Here is a 17,976-nt window from a genome sequence, read left to right on the forward strand (position 1 = left end):
GGGCACGGGAGAGGATTCCGTGGTCATAAGAGGTCTAGTCCCTACGTCGGTAACGAATAGTGAAACTGATTAGCCCGTGATGGCACCTTCGGCGGCGGAGTGCACGAGTTTTGCGTACTTCGCGAGTACGCCACGGGTGTAGCGGGGAGGCAGCGGTGCCCAGCCGTTGCGGCGGGCGTCCAGCTCTGCAGTAGCGACCAGTAGGTCAAGCGTGCGAGCTGCGATATCGACCCGTATCAGATCACCATCGCGCACGAAGGCGATGGGACCTGCGTCCACCGCTTCGGGTGCTATGTGGCCGATGCACAGTCCGGTTGTGCCGCCTGAGAATCGTCCGTCCGTTAATAGTAGTACATCCTTGCCGAGCCCGGCACCCTTGATGGCGGCGGTGATCGACAGCATCTCCCGCATACCCGGCCCCCCCTTGGGGCCTTCGTAGCGGATGACGACGACGTCGCCCTTGTGGATTTGTCCCTCGGTGAGAGCATCCATCGCGGCGCGCTCGCGTTCGAACACCCGGGCAGGACCCTCAAAGATCGAGGCGTCGAAACCGGCGGTCTTCACGACGGCGCCTTCCGGGGCGAACGAGCCCTTCAGAATCGTAATTCCGCCGCTCGCGTGGATCGGGTTGTCGAGGGTGCGTAGCACCTCACCGTCGAGGGCGGGCGGGTCGATTTCGGCGAGGTTCTCTGCCACGGTCTTGCCCGTCACGGTGAGGGCGTCTCCATGGATGAGGCCGGCCTCGAGCAGCGCGCGCATCACGGCAGGCACACCGCCCTGGCGGTCGACGTCGTTCATCACGTACTTGCCGAACGGCTTGAGGTCTCCGATGTGCGGCACCTTGTCGCCGATGCGGTTGAAGTCGTCGAGATCGAGTTCGACCTCCGCCTCGCGGGCGATCGCGAGCAGGTGCAGCACGACGTTGGTAGAGCCGCCGAAGGCCATCGCGACGGCGATCGCATTCTCGAAGGCCTTGCGGGTGAGGATGTCGCGGGCGGTGATGCCCAGGCGAAGCATATTGACGACGGCCTCGCCCGAGCGGTGCGCGAAATAATCCCGGCGACGGTCAGCGGAAGCCGGCGAGGCCGAGCCCGGCAGGCTCATGCCGAGGGCCTCGGCAACACTCGCCATCGTGTTGGCTGTGTACATGCCGCCGCAGGCACCCTCGCCGGGAGCGAAGGCGCACTCGATGCGCTTGGCATCTTCGACGCTCATCCGGCCGGCCTTCACCGCACCGACCGCTTCGAAGGAATCGATGATGGTGATGGCTTTTTCGGTGCCGTCCGACAGCTTCACCCAGCCGGGAGCGATCGAACCGGCGTAGAGGAACACACTTGCGAGGTCCAGGCGCGCGGCGGCCATCAGCATGCCGGGCAGGGACTTGTCGCAGCCCGCCAGCAGCACGGAACCGTCGAGGCGTTCGGCCTGCATGACGACCTCGACGGAGTCGGCGATGACCTCCCGGGAGACGAGGGAGAAGTGCATGCCCTCGTGGCCCATAGAGATACCGTCGGAGACTGAGATCGTGCCGAACTGCAGCGGGTAACCCCCTCCGGAGTGCACGCCCTCCTTGGCCGCCTGGGCGAGCCGGTCGAGCGACAGGTTGCACGGCGTGATCTCGTTCCAGGAGCTGGCGATACCGATCTGCGGTTTGTCCCAGTCGTCGTCTCCCATACCGACGGCACGAAGCATTCCACGCGAGGTGGTGGCTTCGATCCCGTCGGTAACGTCGCGGCTACGGGGCTTCAGATCGATCTCAGACATAGTCAGAGTCTAGGACAAACGGGCACGTCACCGATTCGTCGCCTCGCGAGCTTCCGCCACCAGGGTGAGCAGTTGTGTGACTTCGGCCGGGCTGCGAACCCGGTAGCCGGCGAGCGTCGGACCGAGGCCGATTTTCACTCCCACGTCCTTGTCGCGAAGAACGGCGAAGGCGTCTTCGTCGGTGACGTCGTCACCCGCGTAGAGCATACGGTCGGCTCCAGTGTGTGCACGCAGCAGTTCAATGGCCTGACCCTTGGTGACGGAGCGCACCGAGAATTCCAGCACGTTCTTGCCATCACGCACGGTGAGTCCTGGAAGCTCTTCACCCAGTTGACGCCGTGCCTCAGATTGCGCGGCCACGGCTCCCTCCGCGCTCGCCAGCCGGGTGTGCAGGGCGATGCCGGCCGGCTTGCGCTCAACGGATGTGCCGTCGACCGATTCGGAGATGGCTTCCAGAATGCGCCCCAGGGTGTCGAGCTGCTGCAGTTCCTCCGAGACCAAATTGAGTTCGATACCCGGGGTGTCGAGCTGAATTTCGATACCATGCGATCCCGTCAACAGCACGCCGTTCTGAGGATCGGCGACGTGCCGGAGACTCACGAGCGCCCGTCCGGAGACGAAGGCAACACGAACGCCCGGCAGGTCGAGCAGTCGCTGCACGGCTTCCCGGGTGCCGGCGATGGCCCTGGCATCATCCGGCTTGTCGACGTGAGGGGCGAGAGTGCCGTCGAAGTCCAGTGCGACGAGCAACGTATCGGCGGTCACAAGCTCGTGGATGCTGGTGCGCAGATCGTCCGGCATCCCGGCTTGGACGGCCGCTCCCCCGGTGAGAGCGCGCAGGAAGGATGCCGACCAGGCTGCCACGTCGCGGTCGAAGACTTTGCGACGTAGGGAACGCATGCGGCGGGTGCGATCGCGACGGGGCATCTCGACGGCCGTCACGATCGCATCCTTCGTGCCCTCGATGTCGTGGGGGTTGATGAGGATGGCCTGTTTGAGTTCGTCGGCCGCGCCGGCGAACTCACTGAGCACGAGCACCCCGTCGCCGTCGAAGCGCACGGCCACGTACTCCTTCGCCACGAGGTTCATGCCATCGCGCAGGGCCGTGACGAGCATCACGTCCGCCGCGAGGTACATGGCGACCATTTCTTCGCGGGGGTAGCCGTGGTGGTGGTAGCTGATGGCCGTGTGGCTGATGGTCGAGAAATCGCCGTTCAACCGTCCGACGGCGAGTTCGATCTCGTCGCGCAGGGCCATGTACGTTCCGACCCGTTCTCGAGACGGGCTGGCGATCTGCACGAGCGTGACGTCTTCGACGCTCAGTCGTCCGTCGGCGAGGAGCTCGCCGAAGGCCTTGATCCGATGCCCGATGCCCTTGGTGTAGTCGAGCCGGTCGACACCCAACATCAGGGTCTTGGGATTGCCGAGGTCGTCCCTGATCTGGCGGGCCCTGGCCTGCACTTCAGGTCGACGGGCAATCTCCTCGTAACCAGCGGCATCAATGGAAATGGGAAAATGCTTGGCGACCACACGGCGCGTGCCCCCGTCTTCCGCGGGCACATCGATGACGACGCCTCTGGTGGGAAATCCGAACAGACGCCGCACGGCCTGAGAGAAATTGCCGGCGTCGGCTACTCGCTGAAAGCCGATGACATCCGCGCCGAGAAGCCCATGCAGTATCTGTTTGCGCCACGGCAGCTGGGCATAAATGCCATAGGGCGGAAACGGGATGTGGTTGAAGAATCCGATCACGAGGTCGGGGCGAGCATCGCGCAGCATCCGCGGCACGAGCTGAAGTTGATAGTCGTGCACCCACACTGTCGCGCCAGGGGCGGCCGCCCTCATCGCCGCGTCCGCGAAACGGCGGTTGACAGCGACGTAGGCGTCCCACGTTTCACGGTGAAAACTCGGCGGGGCGATCACGTCATGGTAGAGCGGCCAGAGCGTGTCGTTGGAGAATCCCTCGTAGTATTCCTCCAGCTCCTGCTCGCTCAGCCGCACTGGGATCAGCGACATTCCGTCGTTCTCAAACGGCTCGAAATGCCGGTCTGCCACCCCTGGCCAGCCCACCCAGGCCCCGCCGGACGTGCGCATAAGCGGTTCCAGAGCCGTGACCAGACCTCCGGGAGATGTGCGCCACGCGGTGGTGCCGTCTGCGGCTTCGTCGAAGTCCACCGGGAGTCGGTTGGACACGACCACAAAGGTGAAGGTGCCGACGGGAGCGCTGGGGGCGGTGGCGGCTGGCTGGGCGATGTCGGCTGAGGGAGAAATGAGGCGTCCGTTCCGGGTGCACCCGAGGTGCACGCCTGTGCTGCATTCGACAGGATATCAGGATGCCCGTGAATGGCTGATGGGGAGGGCGTTTGAGATCGACTCGGCGAGGGAGAGCATCTCCCGGCGTGCGATGACGGAGGGGATTCACCGCGAAGGGTCAGGGCGGGTACTGTTGGCGCCGGAGGCCCTCATGCGAAAGTTCATTTTCAGTAGTGCCATGATCGGCGTGCTTGCCGGCGGATGGAACACCCTTCAGGCGACCCGTAACGGTCCCCGCGACTGGCGTCTGGTGATGTTGTGGCTCGGGTGGGCGCTCAGCGCCGCCGTTGCCGTCGGCACCGTGATCGAAGACGCAAATAAACGTCGAATTGAGGAATGACCCGCTGAGTTTCGGCGTGTCCGGCCGGGGAGAACAGTGCTTGTCGTCGAGACTATCTCTAGAGCAGTGTTCCGCCTGAAAGGGGCTTCAGATGTTTGGTCGTCGACGTCGTGTCGCAGCCGCAATTCCGGCACCCGCGCCCGAGCTGAGTGACGAGCAAATTCTGCAACTCCTGCACGGCAAACTCGCTGACCTGGTCGGCGTCAACGGGCTGTGGACTCTCGTGCCCCGCCGCTCCGACGACACTGACGTGATTTTTCACGGCCTGAAGTCCGAACAGATCGCGACGGATCTGGCGCTCACGCTGCGTGCGGCCAAGGCGGCTCTCGGCAGCGCACCCGCCGACGTGGTTGTGGCAGCGCCGGCCAAGCGGCCGTCGAAGGTCCGTGCAGCCACTGTGCTGGTCGATACCGCTGTGCCTATCGATACCGTTATCGAGCCCACGGCACTCTCGTGGACTCCCGGTCCGATCTCCGTCTGGGCGGAACCCGAACGCGCGACCGTCACCGGTCCGGTTCAGGTGCCCGTCCAGGCAGGCGCAGCCCAGGCTAAACTCGTCGCCTGAGGCACTCGCCCTGCACCCCTGACATCATGGTCTGATGGCACTCAACATCGAGGACTACGCCCTCATCAGCGACTGCCATACGGCCGCGCTCGTGGGGTGTGACGGCAGCATCGATTGGCTCTGCCTGCCGCGGTACGATTCCGCCTCGATGTTCGGCGCCCTGCTCGGCACCGAGGACCACGGTCGTTGGATGCTCGCCCCCACCGATGCGAACGCCACCTGCACGCGCTCGTACGTGGACGAAACGTTTATCCTGTCCACCGTCTGGACCACCAAGGACGGCAGCGTCGAGGTTCTCGATTTCATGCCCCACGGCGACAAGCGAGCCGACCTCGTGCGCCGGGTTCGAGGGATCACCGGGACCGTACATATGCAACAGGACCTGCGCATGCGATTCGGCTATGGCTCGACCATCCCCTGGGTGCGGCAGCTCAGGAATGAAGATGTTCACGGGCTGATCGCCGTGGCGGGTCCTGACGCAGTCGTCATCCGGGGCCCACGGCTGCACGCCGCTGATCATCGGCACTCGTCGACTTTCACTGTCTCCACGGATGAAATCGTCGACATCGAGATGACCTGGTATCGCTCGGAGCGGAGCATACCCCCTGCAGTCGACATCGACGCGGTGCTGAAAGCAACGGCCGAATGGTGGACCGGCTGGGCTGTCTGCTGTACCCACCAGGGCCCGTACCACGACGCGGTTGTGCGCTCCATGCTCGTGCTGCGGGCACTGACGCACGAGGACACCGGCGGCATCGTGGCCGCAGCGACGACCTCGCTTCCGGAGGAATTCGGTGGCTCCCGCAACTGGGACTACCGCTACGTGTGGCTTCGCGACGCGTCGCTCACCCTCGAAGTTCTGCTGTCACACGGCTACGAAAACGAGGCAGAAGGCTGGCGGGCCTGGCTGCTGCGCGCGATCGCCGGCGACCCGAACGACGTTCAAATCATGTACGGGCTCTCGGGCGAACGGGATCTGCCCGAGCGTGAACTCACGAGTCTGCCCGGTTACCGGGGAGCCGGCCCGGTACGTGTGGGCAACGGCGCCGTCAGCCAGTTTCAGTCGGACGTCATCGGTGAGGTCATGGTGGCCCTTCACGCCGCCCGGATCGCCGGGGTCGGCGAGACTGAATTCTCCTGGCCTCTGCAACGTTCCCTGATGCATTTTCTCGAGGAGAATTGGCGCCGCCCCGACCAGGGCATCTGGGAGGTCCGCGGACCGGCCCGGGAGTTCACGCACTCCAGGGTGATGGTGTGGGCAGCGTTCGACCGCGCGGTGCGGGGAATCACCGAGTTCGGTCTGGACGGCCCGCTGGAAAAGTGGACAGCCCTGCGCGATGAGGTGCGGCGCGACATCGAACTCCGGGGCTTCAGCACGGCGCGCAACAGTTACACGCAATCGTTCGGCGGCACTGAAGTGGATGCCTCCCTCCTTGTCCTCGCGCAGGTGGGCTTTTGCGAGCCCACCGATGCGCGCATGCTGGGCACGGTTGCGGCGATCGAGGCCGACCTCATGCGGGACGGGCTGCTTCTGCGCTACCGCACCGCAGCATCCGTCGACGGGCTTTCGCCGGGTGAGCATCCGTTCCTCGCGTGTTCCTTCTGGCTCGTGGAGCAATACGCCCTGTCAGATCGACTCGACGACGCGACGACACTGATGAACAGGCTCGTGGGGTTCGTCAACGACGTGGGCCTGCTGTCGGAGGAATACGACGTCACCAACGGACATCAGGCCGGAAACACGCCGCAGGCCCTGTCTCATCTCGCGCTCGTTCGGGCGTCCGGCGCGATCGTCGCGGGCACGGCCTCACCGCTTCGCGCCCTCGTGCACTGAGCGACCGCCGTACAACCTTGTCGGCGTTTCTTTGTAGGTTCTCTCCGGAAAACCCGCACCGGCGAATCCTAGATTAAGAATCATGTCAACACACACTCTCCCCGCCCGCGATCTCGCACAGATCGCGATCTTCGCCGCCCTCATTGCCGCCCTCGGACTGCCGGGTGCCCTCGCGATCGGCGCGGTCGCGGTTCCCATCACGTTCCAGACTCTCGGAGTCATGCTGGCCGGCGCCGTACTTGGCGCCCGCAAGGGCTTTCTAGCTGTGCTGCTCTTTCTCGCGCTCACGGCGGCCGGCCTCCCCCTGCTATCGGGCGGGCGCGGCGGCCTGGTCTGGTTCACCACGAGCCCCTCGGCTGGCTACCTCTATGGCTGGCTCCTCGGCGTGTTCGTGATCGGGTACCTCACCAGTCGGCTGCTGCCGAGGTACCCCTTCTGGCCGGCCCTCGGCGCGACCACACTCGGGGGAATTCTGGCCATTTACCTGCTCGGCATACCGGTGACGGCCTTCAATCTCGGACTCCCGCTCTGGGTGGCCGTCGTCGACAGCGCCAAATTCCTGCCCGGAGACGTCATCAAGGTTGTCGTCACGGTTCTTGTGGCGGGCCAGGTGCACCGTGCCTACCCGGGACTCATCACGGGCCGCCCCCGGCCCAGCGCCACAGCAGATACCGCCGCAGTGCCGTCCGCCGCGACGACGGCCGAGTAGACCGTGGGCACGATCTCCTTTGACGATGTGTGCCACTCTTTCGGCGATCGATCCGTGCTACGCGGAATCAACCTGACGCTCACTGAACACCGCATCGGAATCGTCGGCGCCAACGGGTCGGGAAAGTCCACCCTCGCCCGCATGATCAACGGGCTCGTCGTCCCCACGTCGGGCACCGTCACGGTGGACGGTCTCAACGTGGCGCGCCTGGGCAAAGATGTGCGCAAACGCGTGGGCTTCGTCTTCACCAACCCCGACAATCAGATCGTGATGCCCACCGTGCAGGAAGACGTGGCCTTCACCCTGCGTCGCCGCGGACTCACGAGCGAGCAGATCGCCGAGCGCACCGCGGCGGCCCTCGAGCGTTTCGGCCTCAGCGCCCACGCCGAGCATCCGGCGCACCGGCTCTCGGGCGGCCAGAAGCAGCTGCTCGCCCTCGCGGCCGTGCTGGTCTCAGAACCCGCCATCGTCGTGGCCGACGAACCGACCACCCTTCTCGACGCCCGCAATGCCCGACGCATTTCCGAGCTGTTGCAGACCCTGGGCCAGCAGGTAATCATGGTGACACACCACCTCGAGCTCCTCGAAGCCTTCGACAGGGTGATCGTGATCGAAGACGGCCACGTCTTGGCCGACGGTCCCCCCTCCGATGCCCTGTCGGCATATCGGGCGCTCGTGTCGTGATCGGTCTCTACAGCCCCGGAGACTCGATCGTGCATCGGACTCCCGCCCTGCTCAAGCTGCTGCTGCTTTCGATCGCCGTGGTGGTCATCAGCTCGTCTGGCAGTTTGATCATGCTGGGCGTCGCGGGCGCCGGAGTGGTGACCCTCTTTCTCCTGGCCCGGGTGCCGGTGGGCGCAGCCGCAGCCCAGGTTGTTCCCATCCTGTGGCTACTCGCCATCGCGGTGCCCGTGCAAGGACTCCTGGCGGGGTGGGTCGTGGCCGGACTGATGGCCGGCCGCCTAGTACTTGCCGTGGCCCTCGCCGCGCTGTTCACCCTCACGACCACGGTGACCGCGGTGCTCGAGGCATTCGAGAAAGTACTCAAGCCCTTCGGCCGTTGGATAGATTCCGAGCGGATCGGCCTGCTCGTGGCCCTGACCATCCGCTGTATCCCCCTGGTCACGGACATCGTGAAGGAGGTGCTCGAGGCACGGAAAGCGCGCGGAACCCGCGGAAACTTGCTCGCGCTCGCGGTGCCCGTGGTTGTGCGCTCCCTCTACGCCGCCGACGCGCTCGGAGAAGCCCTCGCGGCGCGCGGACTCGACGACTGACCGGCGTTTTCAGCCCGCTCATAGCCACAACGTGCGAGTGTTGGTGTAGACATCCTTCGCGTAGAAAGAATCCTGTGTCAAAAAAAATTCCCGCACTCCTGACCATCCTCGGCCTCTCCGTGGTCCTCACTGCCTGCAGTGGCGGGGGCACCCCCGCCAGTACGACAAGCGCCGACCCTGCCTCGGCCACGGCCAATTGCACGGAGGCCGGCGAGACATCAGATGCGATTTCCGTGACCGGCGACTTCGGTGTTGAACCCGTGGTCACGTTCGATTCCCCCCTGCAAACGACCGCCACCGAGCGCACTGTTTCCATCACGGGAGACGGCGAGTCGAAGACAAAGGCCGGATCGGTCGTGCAGGTCTCGTTCACCGCCTTCAACGGCGCAACGGGCGAGCAGGTCGACTCGACGGGCTATGGTACAGACGCCTCCAACGTGTCCCTCACCGTCGCCGACAGCTACGTTCCCGGCCTGGTTCGTGCGGTGAACTGCTCGGTGGTCGGTGACCGTGTCGTCGCTGTCATGCCGCCCGCCGATGGATTCGGCGACCAGGGGTGGACCGATCTGGGCCTCGGGGCCGACGACTCGATGGTCTTCGTGATTGACATCAACGGCATCCAGGCCGAGAGGGCAACCGGAGTCGACCAGCCTGCCGAGGCCGGCCTGCCCACGGTCGAGCTTGCCAAGAACGGCGAGCCCACGATCACGATCCCCGACGCCGACGCGCCGAGCGATCTGAAGATCTCCACGCTCAAGAAGGGTGACGGCACTGTCGTCGCCGCCGGCGACACTGTGGCCGTGGAGTACACGGGTGTCGTCTGGGCCACCGGCGATCCCTTTGACTCCTCGTGGGACGTCGCCGGACCGGCCTCGTTCGCCACTGACCAGGTTGTCACCGGCTTCGGCGATGCCCTCGTGGGACAGACGGTTGGATCCCAGGTTCTCGCGGTCATTCCTCCGGCTCAGGGCTACGGTGAGGCTGGAAACAGCCAGGCCGGCATCTCGGGAACAGACACCCTCGTCTTCGTCGTCGACGTCCTCGGAACCGGCCCGACGCCCGCGGCCTAGCCGTTCCTGAGTGCCGATTCAGGCGTGGATGTCGCGGTCGTGACAGGGTAGGGGGAACACTTCTACCCAGAAAGAGGCTACTCACCTGACATCCACGCTGGAATCCACACCCTCCGCCCTTCCCGCCATGACGACACCGACGCCCCCTCCCACGACAATGGCCGCCTATGTCGCCAAACCGACCGGGGCCCTCGCGGCCGTCGTGACCGCCCTGCGCGCCAAGCTCGACATCGGGCTACCGGAGACGTCCACGGAACTGTGGCACGGACATCCGGTGTGGATGGATGATGGAGTTCCCGTGGCGGGTTTCAAGGCGTACCCGACCTTCGTCACTGTCTTGTTCTGGCGCGGCCAGGCCATAGTCGACGGTTCCGGCAAGCTCAACGCGAGCGGCTCCGCCGAAATGGCCGAGTTCAAGTTGCGCAGCATCGACGACCTCGATGAGGCACTCTTCGACGGCTGGATCCAGCAGGTTCGCGAGCTCGAAGCCGCGTAGAGCCTGCGCACACAGAACGGCCCGCGTCTCCTGACGCGGGCCGTTCTGTGTGCGCAGGAGCGACTAGCTGGTGAGGCCGTCGACGTACTCCTGGTTGTCTTCGATCCACTGCGCGACGATCGGCGCGTAGTCCTGGCCGTCATAGTCGACGAACATGACCTCCTCAAGCGAGTAGAGCGTGTCGAGGTCCATCTCGAAGTTACCGATCCACTCGGCGGCCTGCGGGAAGTCGGTCGTGAAGTCCGTGCTGCCGTAGGAGTGAATGCTCTCGATGTTCTCGAGGGTGCCCTCGGGGTCCTCGAGGTTCTTGATCGGGAAAGCGCCGTAAGCCCAGTGCGGCTCCCACAGCGTGACGACAATGTTATCGCCGTTGTCGGTCGCACTGGTGAGCTCGGAGAGCATGCCCGCCGTGGACGAGGTGACGTTTTCCAGGCCTTCGAGGCCGTAGGTCGGGATGACCCGCTCTTCCATGGCTTGGTTGAGGCCCGAGCCTGGCTCGATGCCGATGATCTTGTTGGAGAACAGGTCGGCGTTGTCAGCGAGTTCGGCGAGCGAATCGATGGGGGCATCGGCATTCACCGCGACGGTGAGCTTGGATTCGGTGTTCCACGCGCCGAGGTCAACGATGTCATCGCCGTATTCTTCGAGGTAGGACGCGTGCGTGTCAGGCAGCCAGATGTCCATACTGAGGTCGTAGCTGCCGGTCGACAGCCCCGAGTACACGGGGGCTTCAGCGGCGTACTCGAGCTCGACGTTGTAGCCCTTCTCATCGAGGATGGCCTTCCACAGCTCGGAGACGACGATGCCCTCGTCCCAGCCGTTGAATACGGCGAGGCTCATGTCAGCCTTGTCGCCGTTGGAGACTGCGGCAGTCTCGGTGGACGCGCATCCGCTGAGTGCGAGGAGCGAAACGGCTCCCACGGCGATAAGGGATTTGGTACGGGTTTTCATGTGATTTCCATTCTCGACACCCACGCGGGGCGCCAGGGTTGGCTCTTGGTGCTGACGGCCGATCTGAGTGCTGTGACAGCCGCCGATGGACACGGGCGCTCGCGCCCGTGAGTGTGTGGGGCCTAGACGCTGGCCCGTTCGGGTGTGACGACCGCCGCGGTTTCCACCGGAGCGGATGCCGGCGGAGCGGATGCCGGCGGAGTGGATGCCGGCGGAGTGGATGAGCCGGTGCTGCCCTTGCGCGCCGCGATGAAGCGGCCGAGGGGCGTGCTGCCGGTGCCGAGCGCGGCGGTAACCCGGTCGAGGAAAATCGCGAGGATCACAACGGCCAGCCCGGCCTCCGAACCCAGCACGATGTCAATCCGGCTGAGGCTCGTCATGATCTCAGCGCCGAGTGCTCCGGCGCCGACCATTCCCGCGATGACAACCATCGACAGGGACAGCATGATCACCTGGTTGATGCCGGCCATGATCGTGGGGAGGGCGAGCGGCAGCTGGATCTGACGCAGGATGCGGCCTGGTGAAGCGCCGAAGGCGGATCCCGCTTCAACGACCTCCGGGTCGACCCCACGGATACCCAGCTCTGTCAGGCGCACCCCTGGCGCCATGGCGAAGATGATGGTCGCCACGATTCCCGGCACCTCGCCAACACCGAAGAACAGCAGAGCCGGAATGAGAAAGACGAAGGCGGGCATCGTCTGCAGGAAATCGAGGACCGGACGAATGATGCTCGAGGCCGTCTTCGACTTGGCTGCCAAGATGCCGAGCGGGATACTCATCGCCAGGGCGATCACACTCGCCACGAGCACGAGGGAGAGCGTGGCCATGGCGTTTTCCCATTGGTTCATGCCGACGATCAACAGGAGCCCGGCTATGGTCCCCAGAAAGAATTTCCACCCGCGAACCGCATACGCCAGGACCGCTGCGAGGAGGATGATCAGCCAGAACGGCGGGGTCACCAACAGATAGTCGACGATCTCGAAGGCACCGGCAAAGGTGAACCGAATGAAGTCGAAGAAGAAGCCGAAGTGTTGGGTGACGAAGTCAAACACGACTTCGACCCAGGTGCCCAGGGGAATTCGGAAGTCGTTCACGCGTCGGCTCCTTCCGGCGCGGTTTCGCGCAGGGTGTCGGTGATCAGGCTGTCGGAAATCGTGGCGGGCGGCTCGATCACGGCCTGCTCCCCGGTGGCCGTTGAAACATTTCCGAGCGCCGCCAGCAGCGTGACCCGCGGGATGACGCCGAGCAGGCGGTTTTTCACGTCCACGACGGCTATAGGCAGGTCGCTCTCGACCGAGGGTTCCACAAGATCGACGAGCGGGCTGTCGGGCGACACCGCGATGGCGTCGTCACGGATGATCGGGCGCAGGTCGCTGTGTCCGGCCTTCACCTGCTTGAGTACATCTCGGTCGCGCACGATCCCGGCGAAGGTGCGGTCCCGATTCACGACGAACGTGACGGATGTCTGCAGGTCGCGCATCGCGCGCAGCGCCGCGCGGGGCCCGGCCGTGATGGTCACGACGGAGCGCACTGGCTCCATGACGCTCGCAGCGGTGAGCACCCTGGCGCGGTCGACGTCCTGCACGAACTGGGCCACGTAGTCGTTGGCGGGGTCTGTGAGAATCTCCTCAGGGGTGCCGATCTGCACAATGCGGCCGTCGCGCATGACGGCGATGCGGTCACCGAGGAACATGGCCTCGTTGAGGTCGTGGGTGATGAAGATGATCGTCTTGCCGAGGGCAGCCTGCAACTCGATGAGCTGCTCCTGCATTTCGCGTCGAATGAGCGGGTCGAGGGCGCTGAAGGCCTCGTCCATCAGGAGCACGTCGGTGTCGGCAGCGAGGGCGCGGCCGAGGCCGACCCTCTGCTGCATTCCACCCGAGAGCTCCGAAGGCAGGTTGTCTGCCCACCCCGAGAGCCCGACGAGGTCGATGATTGTACGAGCTTTCGCGAGGCGTTCGGCCCGAGGCATGCCTTGGATCTCGAGTCCGTAGGCGACGTTGTCGATCACGGTGCGGTGAGGCAGCAGAGCGAAATGCTGGAAGACCATGGAGACGCTCGTTCTGCGAACCGCCCGCAGTTCGGCGGCGGAGATGCCCGTGATATTGGTGTCCCCCACGGTCACGCTTCCGGAGGTGGCCTCCCACAGTCCGTTGAGCATGCGGATGAGGGTCGACTTGCCGGAACCCGAGAGCCCCATGACAACGAAGATCTCGCCGCGCTTCACCTCGAAGGACGCGTCGATGACGGCCGCGACCCCGAGGTGAGAGACCTCGGCGCGGCTCTTGCCGGCGACAAGCTTCTTCACGATCTCGTTCGGACGGCGTCCGAACGCTTTGTACAGATTCTCTGCCTTCACGGCAATGGTTTCGGTCACTGTTCTCCGGCGCACTCCGACCTCGAACTGTGTCGACGGATCGGGTACTCGCTCATGTCGAACGGGTGGGCGGTGACCGGCCGCGCGCCGTTTCGTGGGCGTGGGCTTGGACCGATCATGGGATCGCGTCCGTCAGGGCCGCACCATACGGTCAGGCAATTTCATCCCGGATGTCGGTGATGCCCCGTGCCTGCTCGCGTTCTGGTGAAGGTTGTAAGACCGTGATCTATCGTAGCACAACGAAATTTTGGTGAACCGAAAGAACGGGTGCCGCGGGGAAAAGTATTCCCGGCGGCACCCGTGCGTGATCGTGGTCTAGCGGTTATGCACCCACGGGGGCCGGCTTGCGGTTCTCGGCGAGCACCGCGGCGTCGGTGTCGACGGGGGCCTGGAATCCGTGGTGCGCCACCATCGTTGTCTCATCGAACGGATCCTGTTTGGACAAAACCCGGTCCACCCGGGGGCGATCGATTTCCTTGGTCCAGGTTCCGATCAGCACGGTGGCCACGGCATTGCCGGTGAAGTTGGTCAGGGCGCGCGCCTCCGACATGAAGCGGTCGATCCCCACGATGAAGCCGACACCGCCCACGAGGTCGGGGGCGTGTGACTGCAGTCCCGCCGCGAGCGTGGCCAGTCCGGCCCCTGACACGCCAGCCGCGCCCTTGGAGGCGATGATCATGAAGACGAGCAGACCGATCTGCTCGCCGAGGCTCATCGGCTTGCCCATCGCGGTGGAGATGAAGATCGACGCCATGGTGAGGTAGATCGCGGTGCCGTCGAGGTTGAACGAGTAACCCACCGGCACGGTCACACCCACGACGGGCTTCGAGACACCGAGGTGCTCCATCTTCGCGATGAGGCGGGGAAGCGCTGCCTCTGAAGACGAGGTCGACACGATAAGCAGGTACTCGCGGCCCAGGTAGCGCATGAGCTTGAAGATGTTGACGCCCGTGACGATCTTCAGCAGCCCGCCGAGGATGATCACGATGAACAGGATGCACGTCGCGTAGAAGGCTGCCATAAGCGTGAAGAGGCTCACAATGGCCTGGATCCCGGTCGACCCCACGACAGCGGCGATGGCTCCGAAGGCGCCGATCGGGGCGAGCCACATCACCATGATCAGGATGCGGAAGACCAGGGCCTGCACATGGGCGATGCCTGTGAGGATCGGCACACCGGCCGGGCCCATGCGCTGCAGGGCGAAGCCGGCGATGAGGGCAACGAGCAGGGTCTGCAGGATACTGCCCGAGGTGAGCGAGGACACGAGCGTGGTGGGGATGATGCCCATCAGGAAGCTGGTCTCCTCAGCCGCCGGTGGCACGTAGCTCGCGTCGGACAGGTCGAGCCCTGAGCCGGGGTGCACGAAGTTTCCGACGACCAGGCCGATGCCCAGCGCGAAGGTCGACATGATCACGAAGTAGCCGAGGGCGAGCCCGCCGACCTTGCCCACTGTGGCGGCCTTGGCGATCGAGCCGATGCCCAGAATGATCGTGCAGAAGATGACAGGGGCGATCATCATCTTGATGAGGTTGACGAACGCGTCCCCCATCGGCTTGAGCTTCACGGCGAAGCCGTCTTCCCCGCCCCACACCAGTCCCACGACGATGCCGAGCAGAACAGCCACGATGACGGCCATGTAGAGGTAGTGCGAGCGGTCGATCCGCTTGCGCGGTTTCGCTATGCGGGTGGATGACGCAAACGCCATGTCAGACTCCTTTGTCCTGGTTTCACTCCGGGCCCGGCTGGGGCTCGTGCTGGTCTTGATTGGATCTCACACTGGTCGACACGGCGCGATTCGTCGCCCTTGCGGTCATACTGTTCACGGACCTCTTTGTGGTTCATCACGCGAAAGGCACCATCTGTGAGCGGCGAATGGAGCATTGCCCGCCGGCTGCTTGTAGCCCATGCCCTGTCGATTGTCGTGCTCACGGGCTTCGTCGGCACGGCGCTCTTCATCGATGCGCGTGATCACAGCTTTGACGAAACCGAGGAGCGGATGCTGTCGATCGCGACCACGATCGCCGACAGTCCCCTCACACTCACCGCCGCATCCGCTGCCGATCCCACAGCCCTCCTACAGTCCTACTCACTCCAGGTCACCCAGGACGCCGGCCTCGACTTCATCACGATCATGGCCCCTGACCGCACGCGCTGGACGCACCCGAATCCGGCCGAACTCGGCGGCGAGTACATCGGCGCGATCCAGCCGGCACTCGACGGAACGCCCTTCACGGAGATCAGCACGGGAACTCTCGGCCCGTCCGTGCGGGCCGTCGTACCGGCGGTCGACGAGGGCGGTACTGTCGTGGCACTCGTTGCCGCGGGCGTCACCACGAGCAACGTGACAATCGCCCTGAACGCCCGGCTGCCGGCGCTGCTCGCCCTCGCCCTCGCGCTGCTGGCAGCGGGCTCCCTCATGTCGGTGCTGCTCGGCCGATACCTGCAGCGGGTGACGCTCGGCTGGGGTCCCGAACACCTCGCCCAGCTCTTCGTCTACTACGACTCCGTGCTGCACTCGGTACGCGAGGGCCTCGTACTCGTGGACCTCGGCGGAAAGCTCGTGCTCTACAACGACCAGGCGGCGCGCCTGCTCGGCATTCCCCCGCGGGAACAACACCGGCCCAACGAGACGCCGTCGCTGGACAAACTGAACCTGCCGCCGGCTCTCGGCGAACTCTTCCGCAGCGGCCGGCCGACCCACGACGAAGTCTTCCTCACGCAGACGCGCGTGCTCGTGGTCAATCAGGAACCGGCCGTCGCCTCGCCCACCTCGAGCAGGAATAAGCCCTCGATCATCGGGCACGTGGCCACGATTCGAGACCACACCGACCTGCAAACCCTCGGGAGCGAGCTGCAGTCCATGCGCACGCTCTCTGACGCGCTCCGCGCCCAAACGCACGAACATTCAAACCGGCTGCACACAATAGTCTCCCTTCTGGAGCTCGGCCGCACCGAGGAGGCGCTCTCCTACGCGACCGCGGACCTCGAGCTCAGCCAGCAGCTCACCGACGAAATGGTCAGCTCGGTCGACGAGCCGGTGATCAGCGCCCTCATCATGGGCAAGTCCGCGCAGGCCAACGAGCTGGGCATCGTGCTCACGGTCACGGCGTCGGGCACCATCTCCGACTCCGGGCTGTCCGTTCAGGACCTCGTGACCGTTCTCGGCAACCTGATCGACAATGCCCTCGACGCCGCGGCATCCGCTCCCCCGCCGCGCCGGGTACAACTCGCCGTCAGCCGCACTTCCGAGACCGTAGTGATCGAGGTCGCCGACAGCGGGCCGGGGGTCGAAGCGGATGCCGCTGAGCGCGTTCTGCAGCTCGGCTACAGTACGAAGGAGCACGCCGGCTACGGACGGGGGCTTGGCCTCGCTCTGGTGCGGCAGGCCGTCACCCGCCTCGGCGGCACCTTGGAGATCGGGCGCAGGGACGGGGCAGTCTTCACGGTCACCATCCCCACCGTCCCCACGACCGCGGCGGAGGAGGTGCGGCGCTCGTGACCCAGGACATTCGCGTTCTCGTGGTCGAAGACGAAGCCCTCACGGCTGAGGCGCATGCCGCCTACGTGGGCCGGATCGAGGGCTTCGTGCTCGTCGGCACCGCAGCCACCGGGCAGAGCGCCCTGCGCATGCTCACGGCCGCCGCGCAGTCGGGCACCCCGATCGACCTTGTGTTGATGGACATGAACCTCCCCGATCTGCACGGACTCGACGTGAGCCGGCGCATCCGTTCGGCCGGGCTGGCGACCGACATCATCGCCATCACCGCCGTGCGCGAGCTGCACGCGGTACGGGGCGCGATCGCGGCGGGTGTCGTGCAATACCTGATCAAGCCATTCACGTACGCCACGTTCGCGAAGAAGCTCGTGAGTTATCGGGACTTTCGCCGGCAACTCGGGTCGGCGTCGAGCGTGACGACGCAGTCCGACCTGGACCAGGCCTTCGCGAGCCTGCGCTCCCCCACCGATGTGCCGCGCCCCAAAGGGCTCGCGGATGACACCCTGCACAGCGTGACCGAGTTTCTGCGGCAGCAGAGCTCGCCCCTGTCGGCGACGGAGGTAGCCGAGCCTCTCGGCATGTCTCGCGTTACCGCGCGCCGCTATCTTGAGTTTCTCGCCGATACCGGCCCCGTGGTGCGCGCGCCCCGGTTCGGCACTCCCGGCCGTCCCGAAAACGAATACTCCTGGCGCAGGCCCTGACCGGTTCGGCGAGCTCCGCCGGTCAAGGCGCGACCGACGACTCTGGACGGGCCTCGAGGGCACAAAAAAACCGCATGTCCGAAGAC

The 17,976-nt window shown here is 65.1% G+C and carries 16 protein-coding genes; 10 read left to right on the forward strand and 6 right to left on the reverse strand.

Annotated features, from left to right (window positions below; all coding sequences use genetic code 11):
- Positions 1–69 precede the first annotated feature (69 nt).
- Entirely contained in the window at positions 70–1,764 is a 1,695-nt protein-coding gene (ilvD, locus tag BJ997_RS11260) for a dihydroxy-acid dehydratase (RefSeq protein ID WP_183323455.1), read from the reverse strand.
- A 27-nt stretch (positions 1,765–1,791) separates the two neighbouring features.
- On the reverse strand, positions 1,792–4,017 hold the full coding sequence (locus tag BJ997_RS11265) for a bifunctional alpha,alpha-trehalose-phosphate synthase (UDP-forming)/trehalose-phosphatase (protein WP_052542438.1): 2,226 nt from the start codon (positions 4,015–4,017) through the stop codon (positions 1,792–1,794).
- Between the two features lie 211 nt (positions 4,018–4,228).
- On the opposite strand from BJ997_RS11265, the gene BJ997_RS11270 reads away from it, so the two are divergent.
- From BJ997_RS11270 to BJ997_RS11305, 8 genes are all read left to right on the forward strand, one after another.
- Positions 4,229–4,417, forward strand: a complete 189-nt coding sequence (locus BJ997_RS11270; protein WP_035837770.1) for a hypothetical protein — start codon at positions 4,229–4,231, stop codon at positions 4,415–4,417.
- A 91-nt stretch (positions 4,418–4,508) separates the two neighbouring features.
- Entirely contained in the window at positions 4,509–4,982 is a 474-nt protein-coding gene (locus BJ997_RS11275) for a hypothetical protein (RefSeq protein ID WP_035837748.1), read from the forward strand.
- Positions 4,983–5,016: 34 nt separating this feature from the next.
- Positions 5,017–6,816 carry a glycoside hydrolase family 15 protein gene (locus tag BJ997_RS11280; RefSeq protein ID WP_035837750.1) on the forward strand — a complete coding sequence of 600 codons (1,800 nt, stop codon included), beginning with the start codon at positions 5,017–5,019 and terminating at the stop codon, positions 6,814–6,816.
- Positions 6,817–6,898: 82 nt separating this feature from the next.
- A complete protein-coding gene (locus tag BJ997_RS11285; protein ID WP_084141374.1) occupies positions 6,899–7,525 on the forward strand; it encodes a biotin transporter BioY in 627 nt (208 codons plus the stop codon).
- A gap of 54 nt (positions 7,526–7,579) precedes the next feature.
- Entirely contained in the window at positions 7,580–8,209 is a 630-nt protein-coding gene (locus tag BJ997_RS11290; RefSeq protein ID WP_338080926.1) for an energy-coupling factor ABC transporter ATP-binding protein, read from the forward strand.
- A complete protein-coding gene (locus tag BJ997_RS11295) occupies positions 8,206–8,799 on the forward strand; it encodes a CbiQ family ECF transporter T component (protein ID WP_035837754.1) in 594 nt (197 codons plus the stop codon). The genes BJ997_RS11290 and BJ997_RS11295 overlap by 4 nt, the downstream gene beginning before the upstream one ends.
- 74 nt (positions 8,800–8,873) lie before the next feature.
- Positions 8,874–9,869, forward strand: coding sequence for an FKBP-type peptidyl-prolyl cis-trans isomerase (locus BJ997_RS11300; RefSeq protein ID WP_052542434.1), 996 nt, complete (start codon positions 8,874–8,876; stop codon positions 9,867–9,869).
- A gap of 127 nt (positions 9,870–9,996) precedes the next feature.
- Positions 9,997–10,365 carry a DUF1801 domain-containing protein gene (locus tag BJ997_RS11305; protein ID WP_035837756.1) on the forward strand — a complete coding sequence of 123 codons (369 nt, stop codon included), beginning with the start codon at positions 9,997–9,999 and terminating at the stop codon, positions 10,363–10,365.
- A 63-nt stretch (positions 10,366–10,428) separates the two neighbouring features.
- Here BJ997_RS11305 and BJ997_RS11310 read toward each other — a convergent pair whose 3' ends face one another.
- The 4 genes from BJ997_RS11310 to BJ997_RS11325 all read right to left on the reverse strand — a co-directional run bounded on the left by BJ997_RS11310 (position 10,429) and on the right by BJ997_RS11325 (position 15,398).
- Entirely contained in the window at positions 10,429–11,316 is an 888-nt protein-coding gene (locus tag BJ997_RS11310; protein WP_052542436.1) for a glycine betaine ABC transporter substrate-binding protein, read from the reverse strand.
- A gap of 122 nt (positions 11,317–11,438) precedes the next feature.
- Positions 11,439–12,410: an ABC transporter permease gene (locus tag BJ997_RS11315; RefSeq protein ID WP_084141376.1), complete on the reverse strand. Its 972-nt coding sequence runs from the start codon at positions 12,408–12,410 to the stop codon at positions 11,439–11,441.
- Positions 12,407–13,693: a quaternary amine ABC transporter ATP-binding protein gene (locus tag BJ997_RS11320; protein WP_035837758.1), complete on the reverse strand. Its 1,287-nt coding sequence runs from the start codon at positions 13,691–13,693 to the stop codon at positions 12,407–12,409. Before BJ997_RS11320 ends, BJ997_RS11315 begins: the two co-directional genes overlap by 4 nt.
- A gap of 322 nt (positions 13,694–14,015) precedes the next feature.
- The gene (locus tag BJ997_RS11325; RefSeq protein ID WP_035837760.1) at positions 14,016–15,398 is read right to left on the reverse strand and encodes a cation:dicarboxylate symporter family transporter; all 1,383 of its coding nucleotides are present in this window, start codon (positions 15,396–15,398) and stop codon (positions 14,016–14,018) included.
- Positions 15,399–15,554: 156 nt separating this feature from the next.
- On the opposite strand from BJ997_RS11325, the gene BJ997_RS11330 reads away from it, so the two are divergent.
- Both BJ997_RS11330 and BJ997_RS11335 read left to right on the forward strand, forming a co-directional pair.
- Positions 15,555–17,192, forward strand: coding sequence for a sensor histidine kinase (locus tag BJ997_RS11330; protein ID WP_035837762.1), 1,638 nt, complete (start codon positions 15,555–15,557; stop codon positions 17,190–17,192).
- Positions 17,189–17,890, forward strand: coding sequence for a response regulator (locus BJ997_RS11335; RefSeq protein WP_035837764.1), 702 nt, complete (start codon positions 17,189–17,191; stop codon positions 17,888–17,890). The genes BJ997_RS11330 and BJ997_RS11335 overlap by 4 nt, the downstream gene beginning before the upstream one ends.
- The last annotated feature ends 86 nt before the right edge of the window (positions 17,891–17,976 follow it).

The sequence above is a fragment of the Cryobacterium roopkundense genome, from assembly GCF_014200405.1.
Lineage (GTDB): Bacteria > Actinomycetota > Actinomycetes > Actinomycetales > Microbacteriaceae > Cryobacterium > Cryobacterium roopkundense.